This window comes from Streptomyces sp. NPDC048639 (assembly GCF_043199075.1).
Taxonomy (GTDB): domain Bacteria; phylum Actinomycetota; class Actinomycetes; order Streptomycetales; family Streptomycetaceae; genus Streptomyces.
The window spans coordinates 441,080-460,482 of sequence record NZ_JBICVP010000004.1; the positions used below are offsets into that span (position 1 = coordinate 441,080).

Sequence of the window (19,403 nt, forward strand, 5' to 3'; positions counted from 1 at the left end):
CGGCGACCGCCCGGACCGCTCACCGTCGTCCCTCCGGACCCGCTCCCGTCGTCCCGCCCCGCCGTTCCGGGGCGGGACGACGGTGAATCAGGTACTTCTCCGCGAACGAACGGCTCCCCATATGAAAGACAGAGTCCCCGCCGGCCGACCGCCGTCCCCGATACCACGCCAAGTGACCCATCCCGACGGCCGGGTGGAACTCCCGCCCGGCACCGAGCTGCCCGACGGCCGGTTCTCGAACCAGGACCTGCGGCCCGTCCCCCTCTCGGGCCGCCACTGGACCACGTACAACTTCGCCGCCCTGTGGGTCGGCATGGCGCACAACATCCCGTCCTGGACGCTCGCCTCCGGACTCGTCGCGCTGGGCATGGGCTGGCAGCAGGCCGTCCTCACCATCGCCCTGGCCAATGTCATCGTGCTCGTCCCGATGCTGCTGACCGGGCACGCGGGACCCAAGTACGGCATCCCGTTCCCCGTCCTGGCCCGCGCCTCCTTCGGCCTCCGCGGAGCCAATCTGCCCGCCCTGATCCGCGCTGCCGTGGCCTGCGCCTGGTTCGGCATCCAGACCTGGATCGGCGGGCAGGGCATCTACATCCTGCTGGGCAAGCTGTTCGGCGGCGGCTGGGAACGCGCCGGCGAGATCGGCGGCTACCCCTGGACCATGTGGCTCTGCTTCGTCATCTTCTGGGCGCTCGAACTCGCCATCATCCACCGGGGCATGGAGACTCTGCGGCGCTTCGAGAACTGGGCCGCCCCCTTCGTCCTCCTCGGCGCGCTCGTGCTGCTGATCTGGATCGCGAACAAGGCGGGGGGCTTCGGCCCGCTCCTCGACCAGCCCTCGAAGCTCGGCTGGGGCCCCGAGTTCTGGACGGTCTTCTTCCCGTCCCTCATGGGCATGATCGGCTTCTGGGCCACCCTGTCGCTGAACATCCCGGACTTCACCCGCTTCGGCAAGGGCCAGCGTGCCCAGGTCTGGGGCCAGTCCCTCGGCCTGCCCACCACCATGACCGCCTTCGCGCTGCTGTCCGTGCTGGTCACCTCCGGCTCCCAGGCGGTCTACGGCGTGCCGATCTGGGATCCGGTGGTGCTGTCGGGCAAGACGGACAACGCCTTCGGACTGATCTTCGCCCTGGTGACGGTCCTCATCGCCACCATCTCGGTCAACATCGCGGCCAATGTGGTCTCGCCGGCCTACGACCTGGCCAACCTCGCCCCGAAGGTCATCAACTTCCGTACCGGCGCACTGATCACGGGTGTCATCGGCGTCGTCATCTTCCCCTGGAAGCTCACGGAGACGCCCGAGTTGTACATCTTCACCTGGCTCGGTGTGGTCGGCGGACTCCTCGGCACGGTCGCGGGCATCCTCATCGCCGACTACTGGATCATCCGCCGCACCGTGCTGGACCTGGCCGACCTCTACCGGCCCGAAGGCCGCTACTGGTACGCCTCCGGCTGGAACTGGAGAGCGGTCGTGGCGTTCGCGGTCGGCGGTCTGCTGGCGGTCGGCGGTTCGTACTCTGCACCGGGCAAGGGCCCCTTCCCGGAGGACGGCCTCATTCCCTTCCTCCAGCCGCTCGCCGACTACGGCTGGGCGGTGGGGCTGGGCGCGTCGGTGCTGCTGTACACGGTGCTGATGCTGCCGCAGCGGCCGGCGGTCCCGCCCCGCTGAGGCCGGCCCTCGGCTCGCGGTGCGGTGGGAGGCCCCCGGCCCCTCCTGGTGCGGCCCGGTCCTCGTCACCGGGCCCGCCGCCGTACGGCCCGTCCCTCCCCGGGAAGAGAGGGACGGGCCGTACGCGCCTCGAGGCGAAACTCAAGGCGAAACTCAAGGCGAACTCGACGCGAACTCAACGTTGTTGCAGGGAAGTTGGTCGCCCTGGTGGGGCTCTCAAGACCTACGGCCGTCAGCTCTCCGCCCTCGCGAGGCGGGCCGTACGCTCCGCCAGATCGGTGATGCGCGCGCCGTCGAAGCCGAAGACCGCGCTGCGCACCGTGTCCCGCAGCGGTTCGGTCCACTGCGCGGGGATCGCGGACGCCCCGCACAGCACGCCCGCGACCGAACCCGCCGTCGCGCCGTTGGAGTCCGTGTCGAGCCCGCCGCGGACCGTGAGGGCGATGGTCGCCGTGAAGTCGCCCTCGCCGTAGAGGAGTCCGGCGGTCAGGACAGCGGCGTTGGGGACGACATGGATCCAGTGCAACCGGCCGGTCTCGGCCTCCAGTTCGGCGAGGGTGCCCTCCCAGCTCAGGCCCGCGTCGTGGAGGGCGGCCGTCCTGCGGACCGTACGGGCCAGGCGGCACCCGGCGGGGATGTGCTCCAGCGAGGCGTCCAGCGCGGCGCGGACCGACCGGGCCGTGAACGCGGCGGCGATGAGGGCGGCGGCCCACATCGCGCCGTAGACGCCGTTGCCCGTGTGGGAGAGGACGGCGTCGCGACGGGCCAGGCCGGCGGCGCGGCGCGGGTCGCCGGGGGAGGTCCAGCCGTGCACGTCGGCACGGATGAGGGCGCCGATCCAGTCCTGGTACGGGTTGTCGACGGTCGCCGCGACCGGAGGCTTCAGCCCCCGTGCCAGATTGCGGTAGGTCGCGCGCTCCGCGGTGAAGGTCTGCAGATACGGCAGCCGCAGCAGCCAGAGTTCGCCGACTTGCTCGGTGGTGAAGCCGAAGCCGCGGGTCTCCAGCAGATGCAGGCCGAGGATCGCGTAGTCGACGTCGTCGTCGCGGGCGCTGCCGCGGATGTTGCCGCGCGTGCACTCCGGCCACTCCGGGCGCAGCTCGAACTCGGCCGGATCCAGGGGGTGTTCGGGGGTCGGTCCCGGGATGTAGTCGGTGAGGGGGAGCGCGTCCGCACGGCGCAGGTAGCGGTCGATCCGCTGCCGCGTCCAGTGGTCGCCGCGCTCGACGGGCTTGCCGAGCATGTTGCCCGCGATCCGGCCGAGCCAGCCGCCGAGGATCTTGTCGTCGAGGACGTCCGGGGCGAGGGCCGCCGGCCCGGGGACGGCGGTGCGATGCGCAGTCATGTCTCCGGTGTACTCGACGGGGCCGCACGCCGGACGTATTTGGCGCCGTGGTTCCGGTGCCGAGTCCGCGTGCCGGGCGCGGGGGCCGCGGCCGGTTTCCCTACGGCCTCCGCTACCGCGCGGCCGGGGTCTCGCCCCGCGTACCCCATGGCTCGTACGGTGAGGCGCGTACCGCGCACCGGCAGTCCTCTCGCGCACCGGCAGGACCTCGCGCACCGGCAGTCCTCTCGCGCACCGGCGGACCTCGCGTACCAGCAGGACGTCGCGTACCGGCAGGACGCCGCGCCACCGCATGAGGTCGCGCCACCGCATGAGGTCGCACAATGGCAGGAAGGAGCGCTGGCGATGTTCACCACCCGGCCGACCCTCCAGGGCACCTTCGGCATGGTGTCCTCGACCCACTGGCTCGCCTCCCAGTCGGCCATGGCGGTCCTGGAGCGCGGCGGCAACGCCTACGACGCGGCCGTCGCCGCCGGATTCGTGCTCCATGTCGTCGAGCCGCACCTCAACGGGCCCGCAGGCGAGGTGCCCATCATCCTCGCCCCCGCGGGCGGCCGCGTGCAGGTGCTGTGCGGCCAGGGCCCGGCACCCGCGGGCGCCACCATCGAGCACTACACCTCGCTCGGCCTCGACCTCGTCCCCGGCACGGGGCCGCTGGCCGCCGCGGTCCCCGGCGCCTTCGACGCATGGATGCTGCTGCTGCGGGACCACGGCACGCTCCCTCTCGCCGATGTGCTCGGATACGCCATCGGCTACGCCGAGCACGGCCATCCGCCCGTCGAGCGGATCGGGTCCACCGTCGAGGCGGTGCGCGAGCTGTTCGAGACGGAGTGGACGTCCTCCGCCGAGCTGTATCTGCCCGGCGGCATGCCCCCGGCCGAGGGCGCGCTCATGACCAACCCGGCGCTCGCCGCGACTTGGCGCCGCCTGATCAGCGAGGCGGAGGCGGCGGGCGGGGACCGCGAGAAGCAGATCGAGGCCGCACGGCGCGTCTGGCGCGAGGGTTTCATCGCGGAGGCGCTCGCCGTGGCGGCCGCACGCCCGGCCATGGACACTTCGGGCGAGCGCCACTCCGGCACCCTCACAGGCGACGACCTCGCCGCCTTCTCCGCGACGTACGAGGAGCCCGTCCGCCATGCGTGGGGCGGCTGGACGATCTGCAAGGCCGCCGGGTGGTCCCAGGGCCCTGCCCTCCTGCAGCAGCTCGCGCTGCTCCCCGACGACCCGGCCGAACTGCCGTACGGGACCGCCGAGTACGTGCACCGGCTCATCGAAGGGTGCAAGCTCGCGATGGCCGACCGCGAGGCCTGGTACGGGGACGCGCGGGGGCCCGGGACCGTACCGGTGGAGGATCTGCTCTCGCGCGCGTACAGCCTGGCGCGCCGTGCCCTGATCGGCCCCGACGCTTCGTACGAGCTGCGCCCCGGCAGTCCGGGCGGGCGCACCCCGGTCCTGAGCGAGCATGTGCGCAGGCTGGCGGCGGGAGAGGCCGGCGCCCTCGCGCAGGCGGGCGGCCCGGGCGCGCTCGGCGCGGGCGAGCCGACGGTGGGCGCGCCCGGGCCGACGGTGGGCGCGGGCGGGCCGACCGTCGACGCGGGCGAGCCGCGGGTCGGCGGGAACGGCGCGACGGCGGGCGACACCTGCCACCTCGACATCGTCGACCGCTGGGGCAACATGGTCGCCGCGACACCCAGCGGCGGATGGCTCCAGTCCAACCCCGTCATCCCCTCACTCGGCTTCCCGCTCGGCACCCGGCTCCAGATGGCCTGGCTCGACCCGGGACTGCCCAACTCGCTCACCCCGGGCCGACGCCCCCGTACGACCCTCACGCCCTCGCTGGCACTGCGCGGCGGAGTCCCCGTGATGGCCTTCGGCACGCCGGGCGGCGACCAGCAGGACCAGTGGCAGCTGCACTTCTTCCTGTCGGTCGCGCTGCGCCCGGCCGTACGCGGCGGGCTCGACCTCCAGGGCGCCATCGACGCCCCGAACTGGCACAACGACAGCTTCCCCGGGTCCTTCCACCCGCGCGGGATGCGGCCGGGCGGCGTCACGGTCGAGTCCCGTACCGGGGCGGAGGTGATCGAGGGGCTGCGGCGGCGCGGCCATGACGTGACGGTCGGCGAACCGTGGTCGGAGGGGCGGCTGTGCGCGGTCGCCCGCGACCCCGGCACGGGCGTGCTGTCCGCGGCGGCGAACCCGCGCGGTATGCAGGGGTACGCGGTCGGCCGGTGACGGAGGGCGGCGGGACGCGCGGAGAGGCGCGCGAAGGAATCGGGTGCGCGAACGGACGGGGTGCGCGAGGACGGGGCGAGGGGCGAGTGGAGGGGGACGGGGCCCGCGAAGGGACAGGGCGCACGGAGATGGGGGGGCGCGCGAAGGGACGGGGCATGCCCGCGCCCCGGAGGTCCCGCCCAGTGCACTGAGCGCGCAGGGCGCGGAGGCGCTGCGCACCGAGCCTGCCGGGCGCGGGTGATCCGGGGCGGGCGGCGGCGGCCCTGCGGCCTTCACCTCCACGTCACCCGGCGTCCCCCCGCCCGCCAGCAACGGTGTCGGTGGTCCGTGGTTCCATGGCGGGGTGATCGATGAATTCCTGTCCGGACCCGCGGCCGCACGCCATCTGTACGACGTCGAGGAGGCGCTGCGCTCTGCCGCGGCGGCCGAGATCATGCCGCGTTTCCGGCAGCTCGCCGCACACGAGATCGTCGAGAAGAACGGCCCGCACGACCTGGTCACCGTCGCCGACCGGCTCGCGGAAGAGCATCTGACGACCTCGCTGACCAAGCTTCTGCCCGGCTCCGTGGTCGTCGGCGAGGAGGCCGTCCACGCGAATCGCGGCATTCTCGCCGAGTTGAGCGGCGAAGCGCCGGTCTGGATCGTCGACCCGGTCGACGGGACACGGCAGTTCGTGCACGGCGACCCGGGCTTCACCACGCTCGTCGCCCTCGCGTACCGGGGCGAGGTGCTGGCCTCCTGGACGTATGCCCCGGCGCTCCTCGGTCTGATGGCCGTCGCCGTACGGGGCGGGGGAGCCACGCTGGACGGCGTACGGCTGCGCTCGGGCCGGCCGGAGACGGACGCGGTGCTGGAGGTCGCGGTCTCCCACCCCGACTTCACGACGCCGGAGGAGGACGAGGCACTTGCCCGGCTCGAGGTCGAGGGCGTGGCACCGCGGCCCTGCGGCTCGGCGGGCCTGGAGTATCTGCGCGTGGCTCAAGGAGCCCTCGCGGCCGTGGCCTTCGGCTGGGAGAACCCCTGGGACCACGCCGCGGGCCTGCTGCTGGTCGAGGAGGCGGGCGGAGCGAGCGCGACGGTCGCGGGCGAGCCGTTCCGGGTCACCGGAGGGAACGCCCTCCCGTTCACGGCTGCCCGCGACCGGGCGACGGCCGACCGCCTCCTCGCGCTGATGCGGGGTGCGGGCGCCGGCCGCGACACGGCACGCTCCGGAGCCTGAACCGGGGGTTCGCGCGGCGGACTGCGAGTCGCCGGGCGTACGCGCCGCCCCTAGCGCCCACCGGCCCGACGCGCCTTCCGTACCGAGCTGTGGCCGGGCGTCCGTCCGATGGTCGATGTGTTGTGCCGTGTGGCCACGTCGTCGAGCCCCAGGCCGTCGAACGCGGCGAGTTCGTGTTCGTTGGTCATGAGCCCGGGGCCCAGCGGTGGTCGGGCGGTGGGCATGCTCGCCACCCAGGGGTGGCGGCTGTACAGATCGCGGTTTTCGTGCGCGACAGCCTCCACCTTCGTGCGCCATGGGGCGGCCACGGGCCGGCCGCAACGCGGGCGGTCGGCCCGTGAGACAGGAAGCGTCGGTCCTGGCCCTCGTCGTCCTCGACGGCGTCCGGGTCCCGAAAGGGGCGCAGGCCCCGGCCGGGGCCGCCGGCCTTGATGCTGCGCGAGTCCGTTCGCCCTGATCCTCAGCCGGTTGCGAGGGCCGTCCGTACGGAGGCCACCACGGCATCCGCCGCGTCGAGGGTCGCCGCCAGGTCGGCGGGCGTACGCCCCGGCGCCGCGAGCAGCGCTTCGGCGCGTACGCGGAAGTCCCCGGGCGCGCCCGGCAGGGCGGCGGCCGCCGGCAGCGCGCCCTTCTCGTTGAGGCACCACGCCCGATGGCCGGCGTGCAGGGCCTGGCAGAGGAGGCCCACCGCCCGTGACAGGCTCAGCACCACATGCAGGACGTCGCCCGCCCGCGCGGACTTGCGCGCCGTGCTGAGGCAGAACTCCGCCTCCCACAGCCCCGCCGCCATGAGCGCGTCGCGCAGCGGCCCGGGGTAGTCGATGGTCCGCCGCAGAGCCGCCAACTCCCCGCCGGGATCGGCCAGTACGCGCCCCAGGGCCACCTCCCCCACGTATGCCGGGGACCAGAACCCGAGGGGATGCCCGGCCTGTATCCCGACCTCGTACCTCCCCTCGCGGCACTGCGCCCAGACCTCCTCGACGCGGTCCAGGTCGCGCCAGATCCAGTCGACGTGCGCCTCGCCGACGGTCAGCCAGGCCCCGCCGTTCACCCACGGTCCCCAGCCGCCCGGTGCCGCGATCTCGACGTCCTTCCCGGTCACCTCGGCGGCGAGCCGCCGCAACGCGTCCAGGTCCGGCCCTCCGCGGTAGTAGACGCCCAGGTCCCAGTCGGAGTCCGGGCGGTGCGTGCCGCGGGCCCGGCTTCCTCCGAGCGCGACGGCCCGGACGCCGCCGACGCGGACGAGTCGTTCCGCCATGGAGCGGACGGCGGGCTCGTCGCCGGACCCGGCGCTCACCGCGCCGGGTCCGGCGCGTGTTCCGCGGGGCGCAGGCCCAACGCGTCGTGGTGCAGCGGCATTTCACCGTGCTCGTCCCGCGGTGCGCCTCCGTGCCCCTCGCCTCCCTGGGCGCCGCCCGGGCCGCCCGCGGGCCTCTCGCCGCGGCGCAGCTCGTTCAGACGCTGCCATCCCGCGTCCGAGCGCTCCCCGAGCAGGACCCAACTCACCAGGACCTCCAGCATCACCGCGTCGTAGGCGTCCGACGTACGCCGGTGGCGCCGCGGATCGCCCTCGACCAGCGCCCCGGTGATGATCCGTGCGCCGCCGTTCGCGGAACCGCCGGATGTCCCCGGCCCGCCCGGCCCGCCCGGCCCGCCTGCCCCGCCCGATCCCTCCGGCCCGTCCGTGCCGGTGTCCGGGGCCGGCGCGAACACGGCCTCGTAGATGCGGTGTCCCGTCCAACTGCGATGGAGGAAGAGCCGGTCGCCCTCGGCGAAGACGTTCCATCGCTCGTCCATGCCTCTGGCCCGGTAGCCGAGCCGGATGCGGTCCCATTCGGCGGCTGACCAGACGCGGGCCGGGAGGAGCGAGAGGGAATCCGCCTTCGAAAAGCCATGCACCTTACGGAAGTCGGTGCGGACGATGCGTTCCATGCGCGAGAGGGTAAGGCCTTCCCGGAGGGCTCCAGTAGCTCTCCGGGATGCGCCGTCGCACTCGTCCGGAATACGCCCGTCCGGCCCTGCACGCGACGCTACGTGATCTTTGTCGGAGCCGTCTTGTCCCAGGTGGGGCGGGGTTGTCCCGCTGTGGCTGCACCTCCGCGGCGCCACTCGCCCGACCCCGGCGTACGGATCTCCACGCCGCTCGCCCCGGCCATTTGCATCGCCCCGGGCCGGAAGGGGCCGCCCGGGGCCGGCCCGTCACACGCGCCGCCTATCCTGGGCAGAGCCCCATGGCGGCAGGTCGCCGTCCGGGGGACCGGCCGTCGGATGACGAAGGAGTCTCGCGGTGCCGTCGATGCTCGATGTGGTCGTGGTGGGGGCCGGGCCGAACGGGCTGACTGCCGCTGTCGAACTGGCCCGCCGCGGCTTCGCGGTGGAGCTGTACGAGGCAGGGGACACGGTCGGCGGCGGTGCCCGCACCGAGGAGCTGACCCTCCCCGGATTCCGGCACGATCCATGTTCGGCCGTCCACCCCTTCGGCGTGGGCTCACCGGCCTTCGCCGACATGCCGCTCGACCGCTACGGCCTCGAATGGGCGCACGCCGAGCTGCCGATGGCCCATCCGTTCCTCGACGGCACCGCCGCCGTCCTCGCCCACACCGTGGGCGAGACCGCAGCCTCCCTCGGCCACCGCGACGCCGGCGCGTACCGCCGTCTCGTCGCGCCCTTCATCGGGCACTGGGACACCCTGGCCGCCGACTTCCTGCGCCCGCCGTGGCTCGGCTTCCCGCGCGACCCCCTGCGCTTCGCCCGTTTCGCACTGCTCGGACCGCAGCCCGCCGCGCTGGTGAACCGCCGGTTCCACGACGAGAGGGCACGCGCCCTCTTCACCGGACTCGGCGCACACGCCGTCACCGGCCCGGGCACCATCGTCACCGGCGGCATCGCGGTGATGTTCGCCCTGGCCGCGCATGCGGGGGGCTGGCCCGTGGCACGCGGCGGCTCGCAGGCCGTCTCGGACGCGCTGGCCGGCTACTTCCGCGACCTGGGCGGCACGATCCGGACCGGCACGACGGTCAAGCGCCTCGACGAGCTGCCGCCCGCCCGCGCGTACGTCTTCGACACGTCGCCCACCTCGCTCGCCCGGATCGCCGGACTCGGCAACGCCTACGCCCACTACCGTTACGGCCCTGCCGCCTTCAAGATCGATTACGCGCTCTCCGGTCCCGTGCCCTGGACCGCCGAGGAGGCGCGGCGCGCCGGCACCGTCCATGTCGGGGCCTCCTCCCGCGAGATCGCCGTCGCGATGAGCCGGGCCGGGCGCGGCGAGCAGCCCGAGACACCTTTCCTGATCACCTCTCAGCCGACGGTCGCGGACCCGAGCCGTGCCCCGGAGGGCAAGCACGTCCTCTGGGCTTACGGGCATGTCCCGAACGGCTGGAGCGGTGACGCCACCGATGCGATCGAGCGGCAGATCGAGCGGTTCGCGCCCGGCTTCCGCGACCTGGTGCTTGCGCGCGCCGTCGCAGGCCCGCCGGAGCTGGCCGACCGCAACGCCAACTACGTCGGCGGCGACATCGCCTGCGGGGCGTTCTCCGGGCTCCAGACCGTCCTGCGCCCCAAGCTCGCCCGCGTCCCGTATGCCACGGCCCACCCGGCGGTGTTCCTCTGCTCCTCGGCGACGAGCCCGGGCCCGGGAGTCCACGGCATGTCGGGGCACCATGCGGCCCGCGCGGTCTGGCGCAGGCTGCGGGCGTTCGACGCGGCCTGAGCCGACACGACCTGACCGTCGGAGCTACGACGGGCACCGCGGGACGTACGTGAGCCATGGCCGTACAGCCCGACGTCGGCGGCCGCCACGTTGATGTCGGATTTCCGCCAGCCATGACCACCGTCCGTAGCCGATGCTGGGAGCCATGCACACCGACACCGACCGGTGCGTGCGCGCCGTACAGGCGAAGGACGCCCGCTTCGACGGCTGGTTCTTCACCGCGGTCCTGACCACCGGCATCTACTGCCGTCCGAGCTGCCCGGTCGTGCCGCCCAAGCCGGAGAACATGCGCTTCCACCCCAGCGCGGCCGCCGCCCAGCAGGCCGGATTCCGTGCCTGCAAGCGCTGCCGTCCCGACGCCAGCCCCGGCTCCCCGGAGTGGAACGAACGAGCCGATCTCGTCGCCCGCGCCATGCGGCTGATCGCGGACGGCCTGGTCGACCGGGAGGGAGTGCCCGGCCTCGCCGAACGCCTGGGCTACAGCACCCGCCACATCGAGCGGATGCTCCTCGCGGAGGTCGGTGCGGGCCCGCTCGCCCTCGCCCGCGCCCAACGGGCCCAGACCGCCCGGCTGTTGATCGAGACGAGCGCCCTGCCGATGGGCGAGATCGCCTTCGCCGCCGGGTTCTCCAGTATCCGCACCTTCAATGACACGGTCCGCGAAGTCTTCGCCCTGGCACCGGGCGAGCTGCGCGCTCGCGCGAACCGCGCCTCCCCCGCGGGGCCCGACGGCCGCCCGACCGCCACCACCGGAACGATCGCACTGCGCCTGCCCTACCGCGCCCCGCTCTGCCCGGACAACCTCTTCGGGCACCTGGCCGCCACCGCCGTGCCCGGTGTGGAGGAGTGGCGCGACGGCGCGTACCGGCGCACGCTGCGTCTGCCGTACGGGCAGGGCGTCGTGGCACTGAGCCCCCGACCCGACCACATCGGCTGCCAGTTGGCCCTCACCGACCTGCGCGACCTCACCATCGCGATCAGCCGCTGCCGCCGCCTCCTCGACCTCGACGCCGACCCGGTGGCGGTCGACGACCTCCTCAGGGCCGATCCGCTGCTCGCGCCGCTGATCGACAAGGCTCCCGGCCGGCGGGTCCCTCGTACGGTCGATGCGGCCGAGTTCGCCGTACGCGCGGTCATCGGCCAGCAGGTGTCCACGGCAGCCGCCCGTACGCACGCGGGGCGTCTGGTCCTCGCGCACGGCGAGCCCGTCGACGACCCGGCCGGCGGACTCACACACCTCTTCCCCGGCCCCGAACGGCTCGCCGGCCTCGGTCCGGAACAGCTCGCGATGCCCCGCACCCGCCGTACGACGCTCACCACGCTCGCCGCGGCACTCGCCGCGGGGGAGATCGCGCTCGGCGCGGGCAGCGACTGGGAGCAGGCCCGGGCCCGGCTCGCCGAGCTGCCCGGCATCGGCCCCTGGACGGTCGAAGTGATCGCCATGCGCGCCCTCGGCGACCCCGACGCCTTCCCGGCGAGCGACCTCGGACTGCGGCGCGCCGCACAGGAGTCGGGCCTGCCGTCCACACCGGCCGCCCTGATCCGGCGGGCGGCGGACTGGCGGCCCTGGCGGGCGTACGCCGTCCAGTACCTCTGGGCGACCGACGACCACCCCATCAACCACTTGCCGGCAGGCTGAACCGCCCGGCGCACTCCACAGGAGCCCCGATGTCCACGATGCCCACCGCACGCGCCGCGACGGCCGTTCCCGAGCGCACCCACTCCGTGGTCGACAGCCCGCTCGGCCCGCTCACGCTCGTCGCCACCGACGGCGTCCTCAGCGGCCTCTATATGACCGAGCAGCGGCACCGCCCCCCGCAGGAGACCTTCGGCGTCCCCGACGAGACGCCGTTCGCCGAGGCCGTGCGGCAGCTCGACGCCTACTTCGCGGGCGACCGCACCGACTTCGACCTCCCGCTCCACCTGCACGGCACGCCCTTCCAGCAGCGCGTCTGGACGGCGCTGCTGGAGATCCCGTACGGCCGGACCCTCTCGTACGGGGAACTGGCCGACCGCCTGGGCAACCCCAGCGCGTCGCGCGCCGTGGGTCTGGCCAATGGCAAGAACCCGGTCAGCATCATCGTCCCGTGCCACCGGGTCGTCGGCGCCGGCGGCAGTCTCACGGGCTACGGCGGCGGGATCGACCGCAAGCGCCGCCTGCTGGACTTCGAGTCCGGGGCGCTGCCTCTCGGGTGACGGGCGGGCCCCACGGGAAACCGGCGGAAGACCGGGTGGAAGACCGGTGGAAGAGGCGGCGACGGCCCAACGGCACATGCTCGCCCCCGAGTTCGACTCGGAGTGTGCCTGCCCTGGCCGCGACGGGGCGGCTCAGGCGTCAGGCGCCGGAGCCGTCCGCCGCGATCCGGGTGAGCAGGGCGGGCAGCGCCGTGCCGATCGGCTCGCGCACCACCTCGTCCGCCAAGTCGTCGTACGGCGTCGGCTCGGCGTTCACGATGATCAGCCGGGCGCCGTGGTCCGCCGCGATGCCCGCCAGCGAGGCGGCCGGCTGCACCTGGAGGGTCGTTCCCACCGCGATGAAAACCTGGGACGCCTGGGCGATGGCCATGGCCTCGCCCAGCACCTCCGGGTCGAGCCGTTCGCCGAACATGACGGTCGCCGACTTGAGGATGCCGCCGCACTCCCGGCAGTCCGGGTCGTCCTCGCCGGCGGCGACCCGGTCCAGCGCCGCGGCCATCTCGGAACGGGCGTTGCAGCAGGTGCACTGTACGACCCGGGCCGTACCGTGCAGTTCCAGCACCTTGCGGGCGGGAAGCCCGGCCACCTGGTGCAGCCCGTCGACGTTCTGTGTGATGACCCGGACCGGAACGCCGGAGCGTTCGAGCTCGGCGACCGCATGGTGCGCCGCGTTCGGCTTCGCGCGGAACGCCGGGCTCTCCCGCCGCATCAGCCAGGACCGGCGCCGGATGTCGGGGTCGGACATGTAGGAGCTGTACGTCACGAGCTTCTCGGCCTCGGGGTCCTTGCGCCACAGGCCGTTCGGCCCGCGGTAGTCGGGGATCCCGGAGTCGGTGGAGATCCCGGCCCCGCTGAGGAGGGCGACGAGGGGCCGCCGCGCACCGTCCGCTCCGCTGTGATCCGCTCCGACGCTCTCCGCGTAATCGCCGTTGCTCATGGCGCGAGCCTACGCACGCGGCGAGGGCGGGAGCGAGAGCTTTCGCCGGGCCCGAGGCCGGGCCCACCGCACCCGGGGCCGGAACGGTTCAGGCCGACGGGGTACGGCCGTCCTCCAGCTCCACCGGGCCGCTCCCCGCGGCCAGCGCCGCGAGGGCGCCTTGGATACGGCGGTCGAGTCCGCTGTCGACCAGTGCGCCGGCCTCGTCCGGGGGCACCATCCGCCAGGACACCAACTCGGCCTCCTGGAGCCGGATCGCGGCGAGACGGTCCTCATCGAGCACCCCGCCGTCGTACAGGTACGACACGAGCGGCGGGCGGGTCGTGCCGCGGACCCAGTCCACGGCGAGAAGTGGGCCGAGCTCGATGTCGAGGCCGATCTCCTCCGCCGTCTCGCGCCGTGCGCCCTGCCGCGGCGTCTCGCCCTCGTCGGATTCGACGGTGCCGCCGGGCAGCAGCCACCTGCCGTCCTCGCGGTAGTTGGGTTCGACCAGCAGGATGCGGCCCTCCGCGTCACGGAAGACCACGCCCGCCCCGGCGAGCACCTTCGGGAGTCCGGCGATGTAAGTGGCGTAGTCGATGGTCACGGGCGCGAGCCTAGCGCCCGTCCGTGGCCCCCCGCGGACCGCTCCCGCCCCCGCTCCCCGTACGTGCGCATCCCAGCATGCGGCACCGCGGATCCCGGCCTGGGCAGGGCCCCTCACCTCCGGATAAGGTCGCACCCGGCGCGACCGCATGTTCGATGGCAAGGGGTAGTAAGTGGCGGACGCAGCAGTTGAGGCAACCGGACGCGTGCTGATCGCCGCGGACAAGTTCAAGGGCTCGCTCACGGCCGTCGAGGTCGCCGAGCGCGTCACCGCCGGGCTACGGCGGGTGGCTCCCCGCATCGAAGTCGAGTCCCTTCCTGTCGCCGACGGCGGGGACGGGACGGTCGACGCGGCGGTCGCGGCCGGATTCGAGCGCCGCGAGGTGCGGGTCACCGGGCCGCTCGGAGCCGAGGTCACCGCGGCGTACGCGCTGCGTGACGGCACGGCCGTCGTCGAGATGGCCGAGGCCTCGGGCCTCCGGCATCTGCCCCCGGGCGTGTTCGCACCGCTGACGGCCACCACGTACGGCACGGGCGAGCTACTGCGCGCCGCCCTGGACGCCGGGGCGCGCACCATCGTCTTCGGCGTCGGCGGCTCCGCGACGAACGACGGGGGCGCCGGCATGCTGTCCGCGCTCGGGGCGCGACTGCTCGACCGCGACGGGGAGGAGATCCCGCACGGCGGCGGCCCGCTCCGCGAACTCGTCTCCGCCGACCTCTCCGGCCTCGACGCACGGATCGCCGAGACGGAGATCATCCTCGCGAGCGATGTCGACAACCCGCTGACCGGGCCGAAGGGCGCAGCCGCCGTCTACGGCCCGCAGAAGGGCGCGAGCGAGGAGGACGTCGAGATGCTCGACGCCTCCCTCGCGCACTACGCGGAGGTCATGGAGGAGGCCATCGGGCCGAAGGCGGCCGACTACGCACGCTCGCCCGGCGCGGGCGCGGCGGGCGGTATCGGCTACGGCGCGCTGGTCGGGCTCGACGCGAGCTTCCGGGCGGGGATCGAGGTCATGCTGGACGTCCTCGGCTTCGCGGCCGCGCTCGAACGGGCGGACCTCGTGATCACGGGCGAGGGCTCGCTGGACGAGCAGACCCTGCACGGAAAGGCCCCCGCGGGCGTCGCGGCGGCGGCGCGGGCGCGCGGGACGCGCGTGGTCGCTGTGTGCGGGCGCCGGGCGCTGAGCGACCGCGAGCTCGTGAAGGCGGGCATCGCCCGCGCGTACGCCCTGACGGACCTGGAGCCCGACCCGGCGACGTGCATCGCGAACGCGGGGCCGCTGCTGGAGCGGGCGGCCGAACGCCTGGCGGCCCAGGAGCTCCGCTCCTAGCCGCCTCTCGGGGCCGGTATGTGGGCCGTCGATCGTGCTGCCGCGGGATGAGGCGCCGGTCCTCGGGCCGAGCCGGCTGTCCGGCCCGTTCAAGATCATCAACTGCGCCTCTTGCGGCTGGGCCGGGCTGGGCTGGGCCGGGCTGGGTCGGGCCGGGCCGGGCTGGGCTGGGCCGGTCTCGGGACGCGACGCGGGGCGGCGCGGCAACGGGCCACCGTCGGCTCAGCGGCACCTGTATCCCGAGGGCGCCGGGCAGCTGCGGTGCTGAACGCTTCATGGGCGGGTGAGTCCGGCCCCCGTCGGGCTCTGTCCGAGCCCCGGTCTGCCGACCGCTCGACCACTGAGCGCCGGCGCCGTAGCCGTGTGCACACTGTGACGGCTCTCGCACCGGAACTGTCGCGACGGGGTGCGCCCTGGTGGCCGGTGTGCCCGTCCAGGCCCTTGCCGGTACCGGCCTCGCGGACGCCGGGCTTCGCGGGTCCTCGGACATGGCCGGGCCCCTGGGCTCCGCGGGTCCCGGGGCGTTGCCGGGCCTGGCCCCTGCCGGTCCTCGTTTCTGGTCCGCGGGCATTCACCGGTGGTTCCTGGACCTTGCCGGTGGTCCCCGGACCCTGTCGGACCGGACCCGACTTCGCCCGTTCTCCCGGGGCGCCCGCCCCTGTGATCGCGGCCCTAGAGCCATGGGACGCCCGCCCAGGAATGACGAGGGGCCCGAGCCGGATTCGGCTCGGGCCCCTCGTCATGGCGTTCGTCGTCGCGTGCCCCCGCGGAGCGGCTACGGCAGTTGCGCCGTCCGCGCCTCGCGGCGGTTGTCGCGGAAGGTGTTCACCCGTCGCGCCGTGGCGAAGAGGGGAATCACCGCGCCCAGCACCAGCTGCAGCGCGCAGCCGGTCTGGAGCAGGAGCTGCCCGCCCGGGGCGTCGAACGCCCAGGCAGCCAGCATGCCCATGCTGACCACGATCCAGCCGAGCATCGCCACCGCGAGGCGTCCTCGTGGCTTCGGGTACTCGACGCGGCTCACCATCAGCCAGGCGACGCCGATGATGGCCAGCAGCGTCGGGATGAACGGAAGCTCCAGCAGGACGATCGAGACGACCGTCAGCGCACCGAACGGGCTCGGCATGCCCTGGAAGATCCCGTCACGCAGTGTCACGCACGAGAATCTCGCAAGCCGCAGCACCACCGCCAACAGCACCACGATCGCGGCCACCGCCGACACCCGCTGGTGCGCGTCGTCGGCGACCATGCCCCAGACCACGACGAAGTACGCCGGGGCGAGGCCGAAGCTGATGAGGTCGGAGAGGTTGTCGAGCTCCGCTCCCATCGCCGAGCTGCGCAACTTGCGCGCCACGAGCCCGTCGAAGAGGTCGAAGACCGAGGCCAGCAGCATCAGCATCACGGCCGTGGCCGCGCTGTGCCGGGCCATGCCGCCGTCCTCGCTGCCCGTGAGGTGCGGGATGAGAACGCCGGTGGTGGTGAAGTAGACGGCCATGAAGCCGCACGTGGCGTTGCCCAGAGTGAGGGTGTCCGCTATCGACAGCCGCGTGGACAGCGGCATGTCGTCCATCTCGTCGGAATCCGCCTCGACCTCGGGAACCCAGGCGGCGGAGGCCTGAGGCTCGGGATCAATCACGGTCAAGACGAGTCACCCCCGCGATCGTGGGCTGTCCGACCTCGACGTCCACCTCGACCCCCTCGGGGAGGTAGATGTCGACGCGAGAGCCGAAGCGGATCAGGCCGATCCGCTCGCCCTGCTCCACCTTCGTGCCCTGCGGCACGTACGGGACGATGCGACGGGCGACGGCGCCGGCGATCTGCACCATCTCGATGTCGCCGAGCTCGGTGTCGAAGTGCCAGACGACCCGCTCGTTGTTCTCGCTCTCCTTGTTGAACGCCGGAACGAAACCGCCGGGAATGTGCTCGACGGACGTCACCGTGCCCGCCAGGGGCGCGCGGTTGACGTGGACGTTCAGCGGGCTCATGAAGATCGCGACGCGGGTGCGCCCGTCCTTCCAGGGCATGATGCTCTGCACGACGCCGTCTGCCGGAGAGATGACCCGTCCCTGGGTGATCTCACGCTCCGGGTCGCGGAAGAACCACAGCATGCCCGCCGCGAGTGCGGTGGTGGGTACGGCAACTGCCGCCCATCGACCCGAGCGACGGGACCGGGCAAGGCTGAGGGCTGCGGTGGCCACGGTCGGAAGGAGCCACGGCGACGCTCCGCGCGCTAGGCGGACGCGGCCGCGTGGTGCAGAGGATTGGCTGTGGGGCATGGATGACCTTCGTAGCGGATGATGCCGCATGGCGCTGGGGGACGGCACGGCTTTCCGGGATGGTATCGGTAACGCGTGGCAACTGGGCAAGCCAGAAGCCGAGTCGATGCTCGAAAGACCAGTGACAGGGTGTGATCTTCTTCGCGAAGAAATCTCCCCAATTCGGACATTTACCCCTGGAACCGGTATTCCTCGAGCAGTCGGCGGCCGATGATCATTTTCTGAATCTCGGCAGTGCCTTCACCGATCAGAAGCATCGGTGCTTCACGGTAAAGGCGCTCGATCTCGTACTCCTTCGAGAAGCCGTAGCCGCCGTGGATCCGGAAGGCGTCTTCCACGACCTCTTTGCAGTACTCGGAGGCGAGGTACTTCGCCATCCCTGCCTCGAGGTCGTTCCGCTCCCCGGAGTCCTTTTTGCGTGCTGCGTTCACCATCATGGCATGCGCGGCCTCGACCTTGGTAGCCATCTCGGCCAGCTTGAACTGGATCGCCTGGTGCTGGGCGATCGCCTTGCCGAAGGTGTGGCGCTGCTGAGCGTAGGAAACGCCCAGCTCGAAGGCGCGCTGGGCGACGCCGCAGCCCCGCGCGGCGACATTGACGCGGCCGACCTCGACGCCGTCCATCATCTGGTAGAAACCGCGCCCGGTCCGCCCGCCGAGCACGCGGTCCGCGGGGATGCGCAGACCGTCCATGATGAGCTCGGTGGTGTCGACGCCCTTGTAGCCCATCTTGTCGATCTTCCCGGGGATGGTGAGGCCCGGCTTGACCTCGCCGAATCCCGGCTCCTTCTCGATCAGGAACGTCGTCATCGACTTGTGCGGCGCGGTGCCCTCGGGGTGGCCCTCGTCCGTGCGGCACAACACCGCCACCAGCGTGGACGAACCGCCGTTCGTCAGCCACATCTTCTGGCCGTTGAGGACGTACTCGTCGCCGTCCTTGACGCCCTTGGACGTGATCGCAGACACATCCGAGCCGAGTGCCGGCTCGGACATCGAGAACGCTCCGCGCACCTCGCCGAGCGCCATCTTCGGCAGGAAGTAGTCCTTCTGCTCCTGCGTGCCGTGCTGCTTGAGCATGTACGCAACGATGAAGTGGGTGTTGATGATGCCCGACACACTCATCCAGCCGCGGGCGATCTCCTCCACGCACAGCGCGTAGGTGAGAAGAGACTCACCGAGACCGCCGTACTCCTCCGGGATCATCAGCCCGAAGAGGCCCAGTTCCTTGAGCCCCTCGACGATCTGTGCGGGGTACTCGTCGCGGTGCTCCAGCTCGGTGGCGACCGGCAGGATCTCCTTGTCGACGAAGTCCCGCACCGTGGACAGGATTTCCTGCTGAATGTCGGTCAGCCCGTGGGTCTGCGCGAGACGGCTCATCACTTCTCCTGCGCCTTCTTCGTGGTGTCCTGCAGCTCGGGGCGGCCGGGCTGCTCGCCGCCGCGCTCCTTGATGTACGTCTCGGTGGGGACCATCACCTTGCGCCGGAAGACGCAGACCAGGGTGCCGTCCTGCTTGTAGCCCTTGGTCTCGACGTAGACGATCCCGCGGTCGTTCTTCGACCTCGACGGCGTCTTGTCGAGAACGGTCGTCTCGCCGTAGATGGTGTCGCCGTGGAAGGTCGGCGCCACATGCTTCAGCGACTCGATCTCGAGGTTGGCGATCGCCTTGCCGGAGACGTCCGGGACGGACATGCCGAGCAGCAGGGAGTAGATGTAGTTCCCCACCACCACGTTCTTGCCGAAGTCGGTCGTCTTCCCCGCGTAGTTGACGTCCATGTGGAGCGGGTGGTGGTTCATGGTGAGCAGACAGAAGAGGTGGTCGTCGTACTCGGTGACCGTCTTCCCGGGCCAGTGCTTGTAGACGGCCCCGACCTCGAACTCCTCGTAGGTGCGTCCGAACTGCATG

At 72.6% G+C, this 19,403-nt stretch carries 17 protein-coding genes; 7 read left to right on the top strand and 10 right to left on the bottom strand.

Features of this window, described 5'->3' with window-relative positions:
- Window positions 1–121 precede the first annotated feature (121 nt).
- Complete coding sequence (locus tag ACGFNH_RS13720; RefSeq protein WP_393653272.1) at window positions 122–1,669, top strand: NCS1 family nucleobase:cation symporter-1; 1,548 nt, start codon at window positions 122–124, stop codon at window positions 1,667–1,669.
- Window positions 1,670–1,901: 232 nt separating this feature from the next.
- Here ACGFNH_RS13720 and ACGFNH_RS13725 read toward each other — a convergent pair whose 3' ends face one another.
- Window positions 1,902–3,014: an ADP-ribosylglycohydrolase family protein gene (locus ACGFNH_RS13725; RefSeq protein WP_393653273.1), complete on the bottom strand. Its 1,113-nt coding sequence runs from the start codon at window positions 3,012–3,014 to the stop codon at window positions 1,902–1,904.
- 345 nt (window positions 3,015–3,359) lie between these two features.
- On the opposite strand from ACGFNH_RS13725, the gene ACGFNH_RS13730 reads away from it, so the two are divergent.
- Window positions 3,360–5,246 (top strand): gamma-glutamyltransferase family protein, encoded by a 1,887-nt coding sequence (locus tag ACGFNH_RS13730; RefSeq protein WP_393653574.1) that lies wholly within the window; start codon window positions 3,360–3,362, stop codon window positions 5,244–5,246.
- A 343-nt stretch (window positions 5,247–5,589) separates the two neighbouring features.
- Window positions 5,590–6,465, top strand: coding sequence for an inositol monophosphatase family protein (locus ACGFNH_RS13735; protein WP_393653274.1), 876 nt, complete (start codon window positions 5,590–5,592; stop codon window positions 6,463–6,465).
- A 50-nt stretch (window positions 6,466–6,515) separates the two neighbouring features.
- Here ACGFNH_RS13735 and ACGFNH_RS13740 read toward each other — a convergent pair whose 3' ends face one another.
- The 3 genes from ACGFNH_RS13740 to ACGFNH_RS13750 all read right to left on the bottom strand — a co-directional run bounded on the left by ACGFNH_RS13740 (window position 6,516) and on the right by ACGFNH_RS13750 (window position 8,397).
- A complete protein-coding gene (locus ACGFNH_RS13740; protein WP_393653275.1) occupies window positions 6,516–6,689 on the bottom strand; it encodes a hypothetical protein in 174 nt (57 codons plus the stop codon).
- A gap of 236 nt (window positions 6,690–6,925) precedes the next feature.
- Window positions 6,926–7,723 carry a nucleotidyltransferase domain-containing protein gene (locus ACGFNH_RS13745; protein ID WP_393653576.1) on the bottom strand — a complete coding sequence of 266 codons (798 nt, stop codon included), beginning with the start codon at window positions 7,721–7,723 and terminating at the stop codon, window positions 6,926–6,928.
- A 35-nt stretch (window positions 7,724–7,758) separates the two neighbouring features.
- The gene (locus ACGFNH_RS13750) at window positions 7,759–8,397 is read right to left on the bottom strand and encodes a hypothetical protein (protein ID WP_393653276.1); all 639 of its coding nucleotides are present in this window, start codon (window positions 8,395–8,397) and stop codon (window positions 7,759–7,761) included.
- 355 nt (window positions 8,398–8,752) lie between these two features.
- On the opposite strand from ACGFNH_RS13750, the gene ACGFNH_RS13755 reads away from it, so the two are divergent.
- The 3 genes from ACGFNH_RS13755 to ACGFNH_RS13765 all read left to right on the top strand — a co-directional run bounded on the left by ACGFNH_RS13755 (window position 8,753) and on the right by ACGFNH_RS13765 (window position 12,373).
- Window positions 8,753–10,177, top strand: a complete 1,425-nt coding sequence (locus ACGFNH_RS13755; protein WP_393653277.1) for a phytoene desaturase family protein — start codon at window positions 8,753–8,755, stop codon at window positions 10,175–10,177.
- A 145-nt stretch (window positions 10,178–10,322) separates the two neighbouring features.
- The gene (locus tag ACGFNH_RS13760) at window positions 10,323–11,816 is read left to right on the top strand and encodes an AlkA N-terminal domain-containing protein (RefSeq protein WP_393653278.1); all 1,494 of its coding nucleotides are present in this window, start codon (window positions 10,323–10,325) and stop codon (window positions 11,814–11,816) included.
- A 29-nt stretch (window positions 11,817–11,845) separates the two neighbouring features.
- A complete protein-coding gene (locus ACGFNH_RS13765) occupies window positions 11,846–12,373 on the top strand; it encodes a methylated-DNA--[protein]-cysteine S-methyltransferase (RefSeq protein ID WP_393653279.1) in 528 nt (175 codons plus the stop codon).
- A 139-nt stretch (window positions 12,374–12,512) separates the two neighbouring features.
- Here ACGFNH_RS13765 and ACGFNH_RS13770 read toward each other — a convergent pair whose 3' ends face one another.
- Together ACGFNH_RS13770 and ACGFNH_RS13775 are read right to left on the bottom strand one after the other, a co-directional pair.
- On the bottom strand, window positions 12,513–13,310 hold the full coding sequence (locus tag ACGFNH_RS13770) for an NAD-dependent deacetylase (protein WP_393653280.1): 798 nt from the start codon (window positions 13,308–13,310) through the stop codon (window positions 12,513–12,515).
- A gap of 88 nt (window positions 13,311–13,398) precedes the next feature.
- The gene (locus ACGFNH_RS13775) at window positions 13,399–13,896 is read right to left on the bottom strand and encodes an NUDIX domain-containing protein (protein WP_393653281.1); all 498 of its coding nucleotides are present in this window, start codon (window positions 13,894–13,896) and stop codon (window positions 13,399–13,401) included.
- Window positions 13,897–14,068: 172 nt separating this feature from the next.
- Between ACGFNH_RS13775 and ACGFNH_RS13780 the strand changes: the two genes are divergently transcribed.
- Window positions 14,069–15,226: a glycerate kinase gene (locus ACGFNH_RS13780; protein WP_393653282.1), complete on the top strand. Its 1,158-nt coding sequence runs from the start codon at window positions 14,069–14,071 to the stop codon at window positions 15,224–15,226.
- 775 nt (window positions 15,227–16,001) lie between these two features.
- Here the strand turns inward: ACGFNH_RS13780 and pssA are convergent.
- The 4 genes from pssA to ACGFNH_RS13800 all read right to left on the bottom strand — a co-directional run bounded on the left by pssA (window position 16,002) and on the right by ACGFNH_RS13800 (window position 19,402).
- The gene (pssA, locus tag ACGFNH_RS13785; protein WP_393653283.1) at window positions 16,002–16,865 is read right to left on the bottom strand and encodes a CDP-diacylglycerol--serine O-phosphatidyltransferase; all 864 of its coding nucleotides are present in this window, start codon (window positions 16,863–16,865) and stop codon (window positions 16,002–16,004) included.
- Window positions 16,852–17,499, bottom strand: a complete 648-nt coding sequence (locus tag ACGFNH_RS13790; protein WP_393653284.1) for a phosphatidylserine decarboxylase — start codon at window positions 17,497–17,499, stop codon at window positions 16,852–16,854. Before ACGFNH_RS13790 ends, pssA begins: the two co-directional genes overlap by 14 nt.
- A 170-nt stretch (window positions 17,500–17,669) precedes the next feature.
- Window positions 17,670–18,875, bottom strand: a complete 1,206-nt coding sequence (locus tag ACGFNH_RS13795) for an acyl-CoA dehydrogenase family protein (protein ID WP_393653285.1) — start codon at window positions 18,873–18,875, stop codon at window positions 17,670–17,672.
- Entirely contained in the window at window positions 18,875–19,402 is a 528-nt protein-coding gene (locus ACGFNH_RS13800; RefSeq protein WP_393653286.1) for a MaoC family dehydratase, read from the bottom strand. Before ACGFNH_RS13800 ends, ACGFNH_RS13795 begins: the two co-directional genes overlap by 1 nt.
- Window position 19,403 lies beyond the last annotated feature (1 nt).

Coding starts and splice junctions, on each gene's coding strand:
- ACGFNH_RS13720 (WP_393653272.1), top strand. CDS start 122: ATGAAAGACAGAGTCCCCGCCGGCCGACCGCCGTCCCCGATACCACGC.
- ACGFNH_RS13725 (WP_393653273.1), bottom strand. CDS start 3,014: ATGACTGCGCATCGCACCGCCGTCCCCGGGCCGGCGGCCCTCGCCCCG.
- ACGFNH_RS13730 (WP_393653574.1), top strand. CDS start 3,360: ATGTTCACCACCCGGCCGACCCTCCAGGGCACCTTCGGCATGGTGTCC.
- ACGFNH_RS13740 (WP_393653275.1), bottom strand. CDS start 6,689: ATGCCCACCGCCCGACCACCGCTGGGCCCCGGGCTCATGACCAACGAA.
- ACGFNH_RS13745 (WP_393653576.1), bottom strand. CDS start 7,723: ATGGCGGAACGACTCGTCCGCGTCGGCGGCGTCCGGGCCGTCGCGCTC.
- ACGFNH_RS13750 (WP_393653276.1), bottom strand. CDS start 8,397: ATGGAACGCATCGTCCGCACCGACTTCCGTAAGGTGCATGGCTTTTCG.
- ACGFNH_RS13760 (WP_393653278.1), top strand. CDS start 10,323: ATGCACACCGACACCGACCGGTGCGTGCGCGCCGTACAGGCGAAGGAC.
- ACGFNH_RS13765 (WP_393653279.1), top strand. CDS start 11,846: ATGTCCACGATGCCCACCGCACGCGCCGCGACGGCCGTTCCCGAGCGC.
- ACGFNH_RS13770 (WP_393653280.1), bottom strand. CDS start 13,310: ATGAGCAACGGCGATTACGCGGAGAGCGTCGGAGCGGATCACAGCGGA.
- ACGFNH_RS13790 (WP_393653284.1), bottom strand. CDS start 17,499: ATGCCCCACAGCCAATCCTCTGCACCACGCGGCCGCGTCCGCCTAGCG.
- ACGFNH_RS13795 (WP_393653285.1), bottom strand. CDS start 18,875: ATGAGCCGTCTCGCGCAGACCCACGGGCTGACCGACATTCAGCAGGAA.
- ACGFNH_RS13800 (WP_393653286.1), bottom strand. CDS start 19,402: ATGCAGTTCGGACGCACCTACGAGGAGTTCGAGGTCGGGGCCGTCTAC.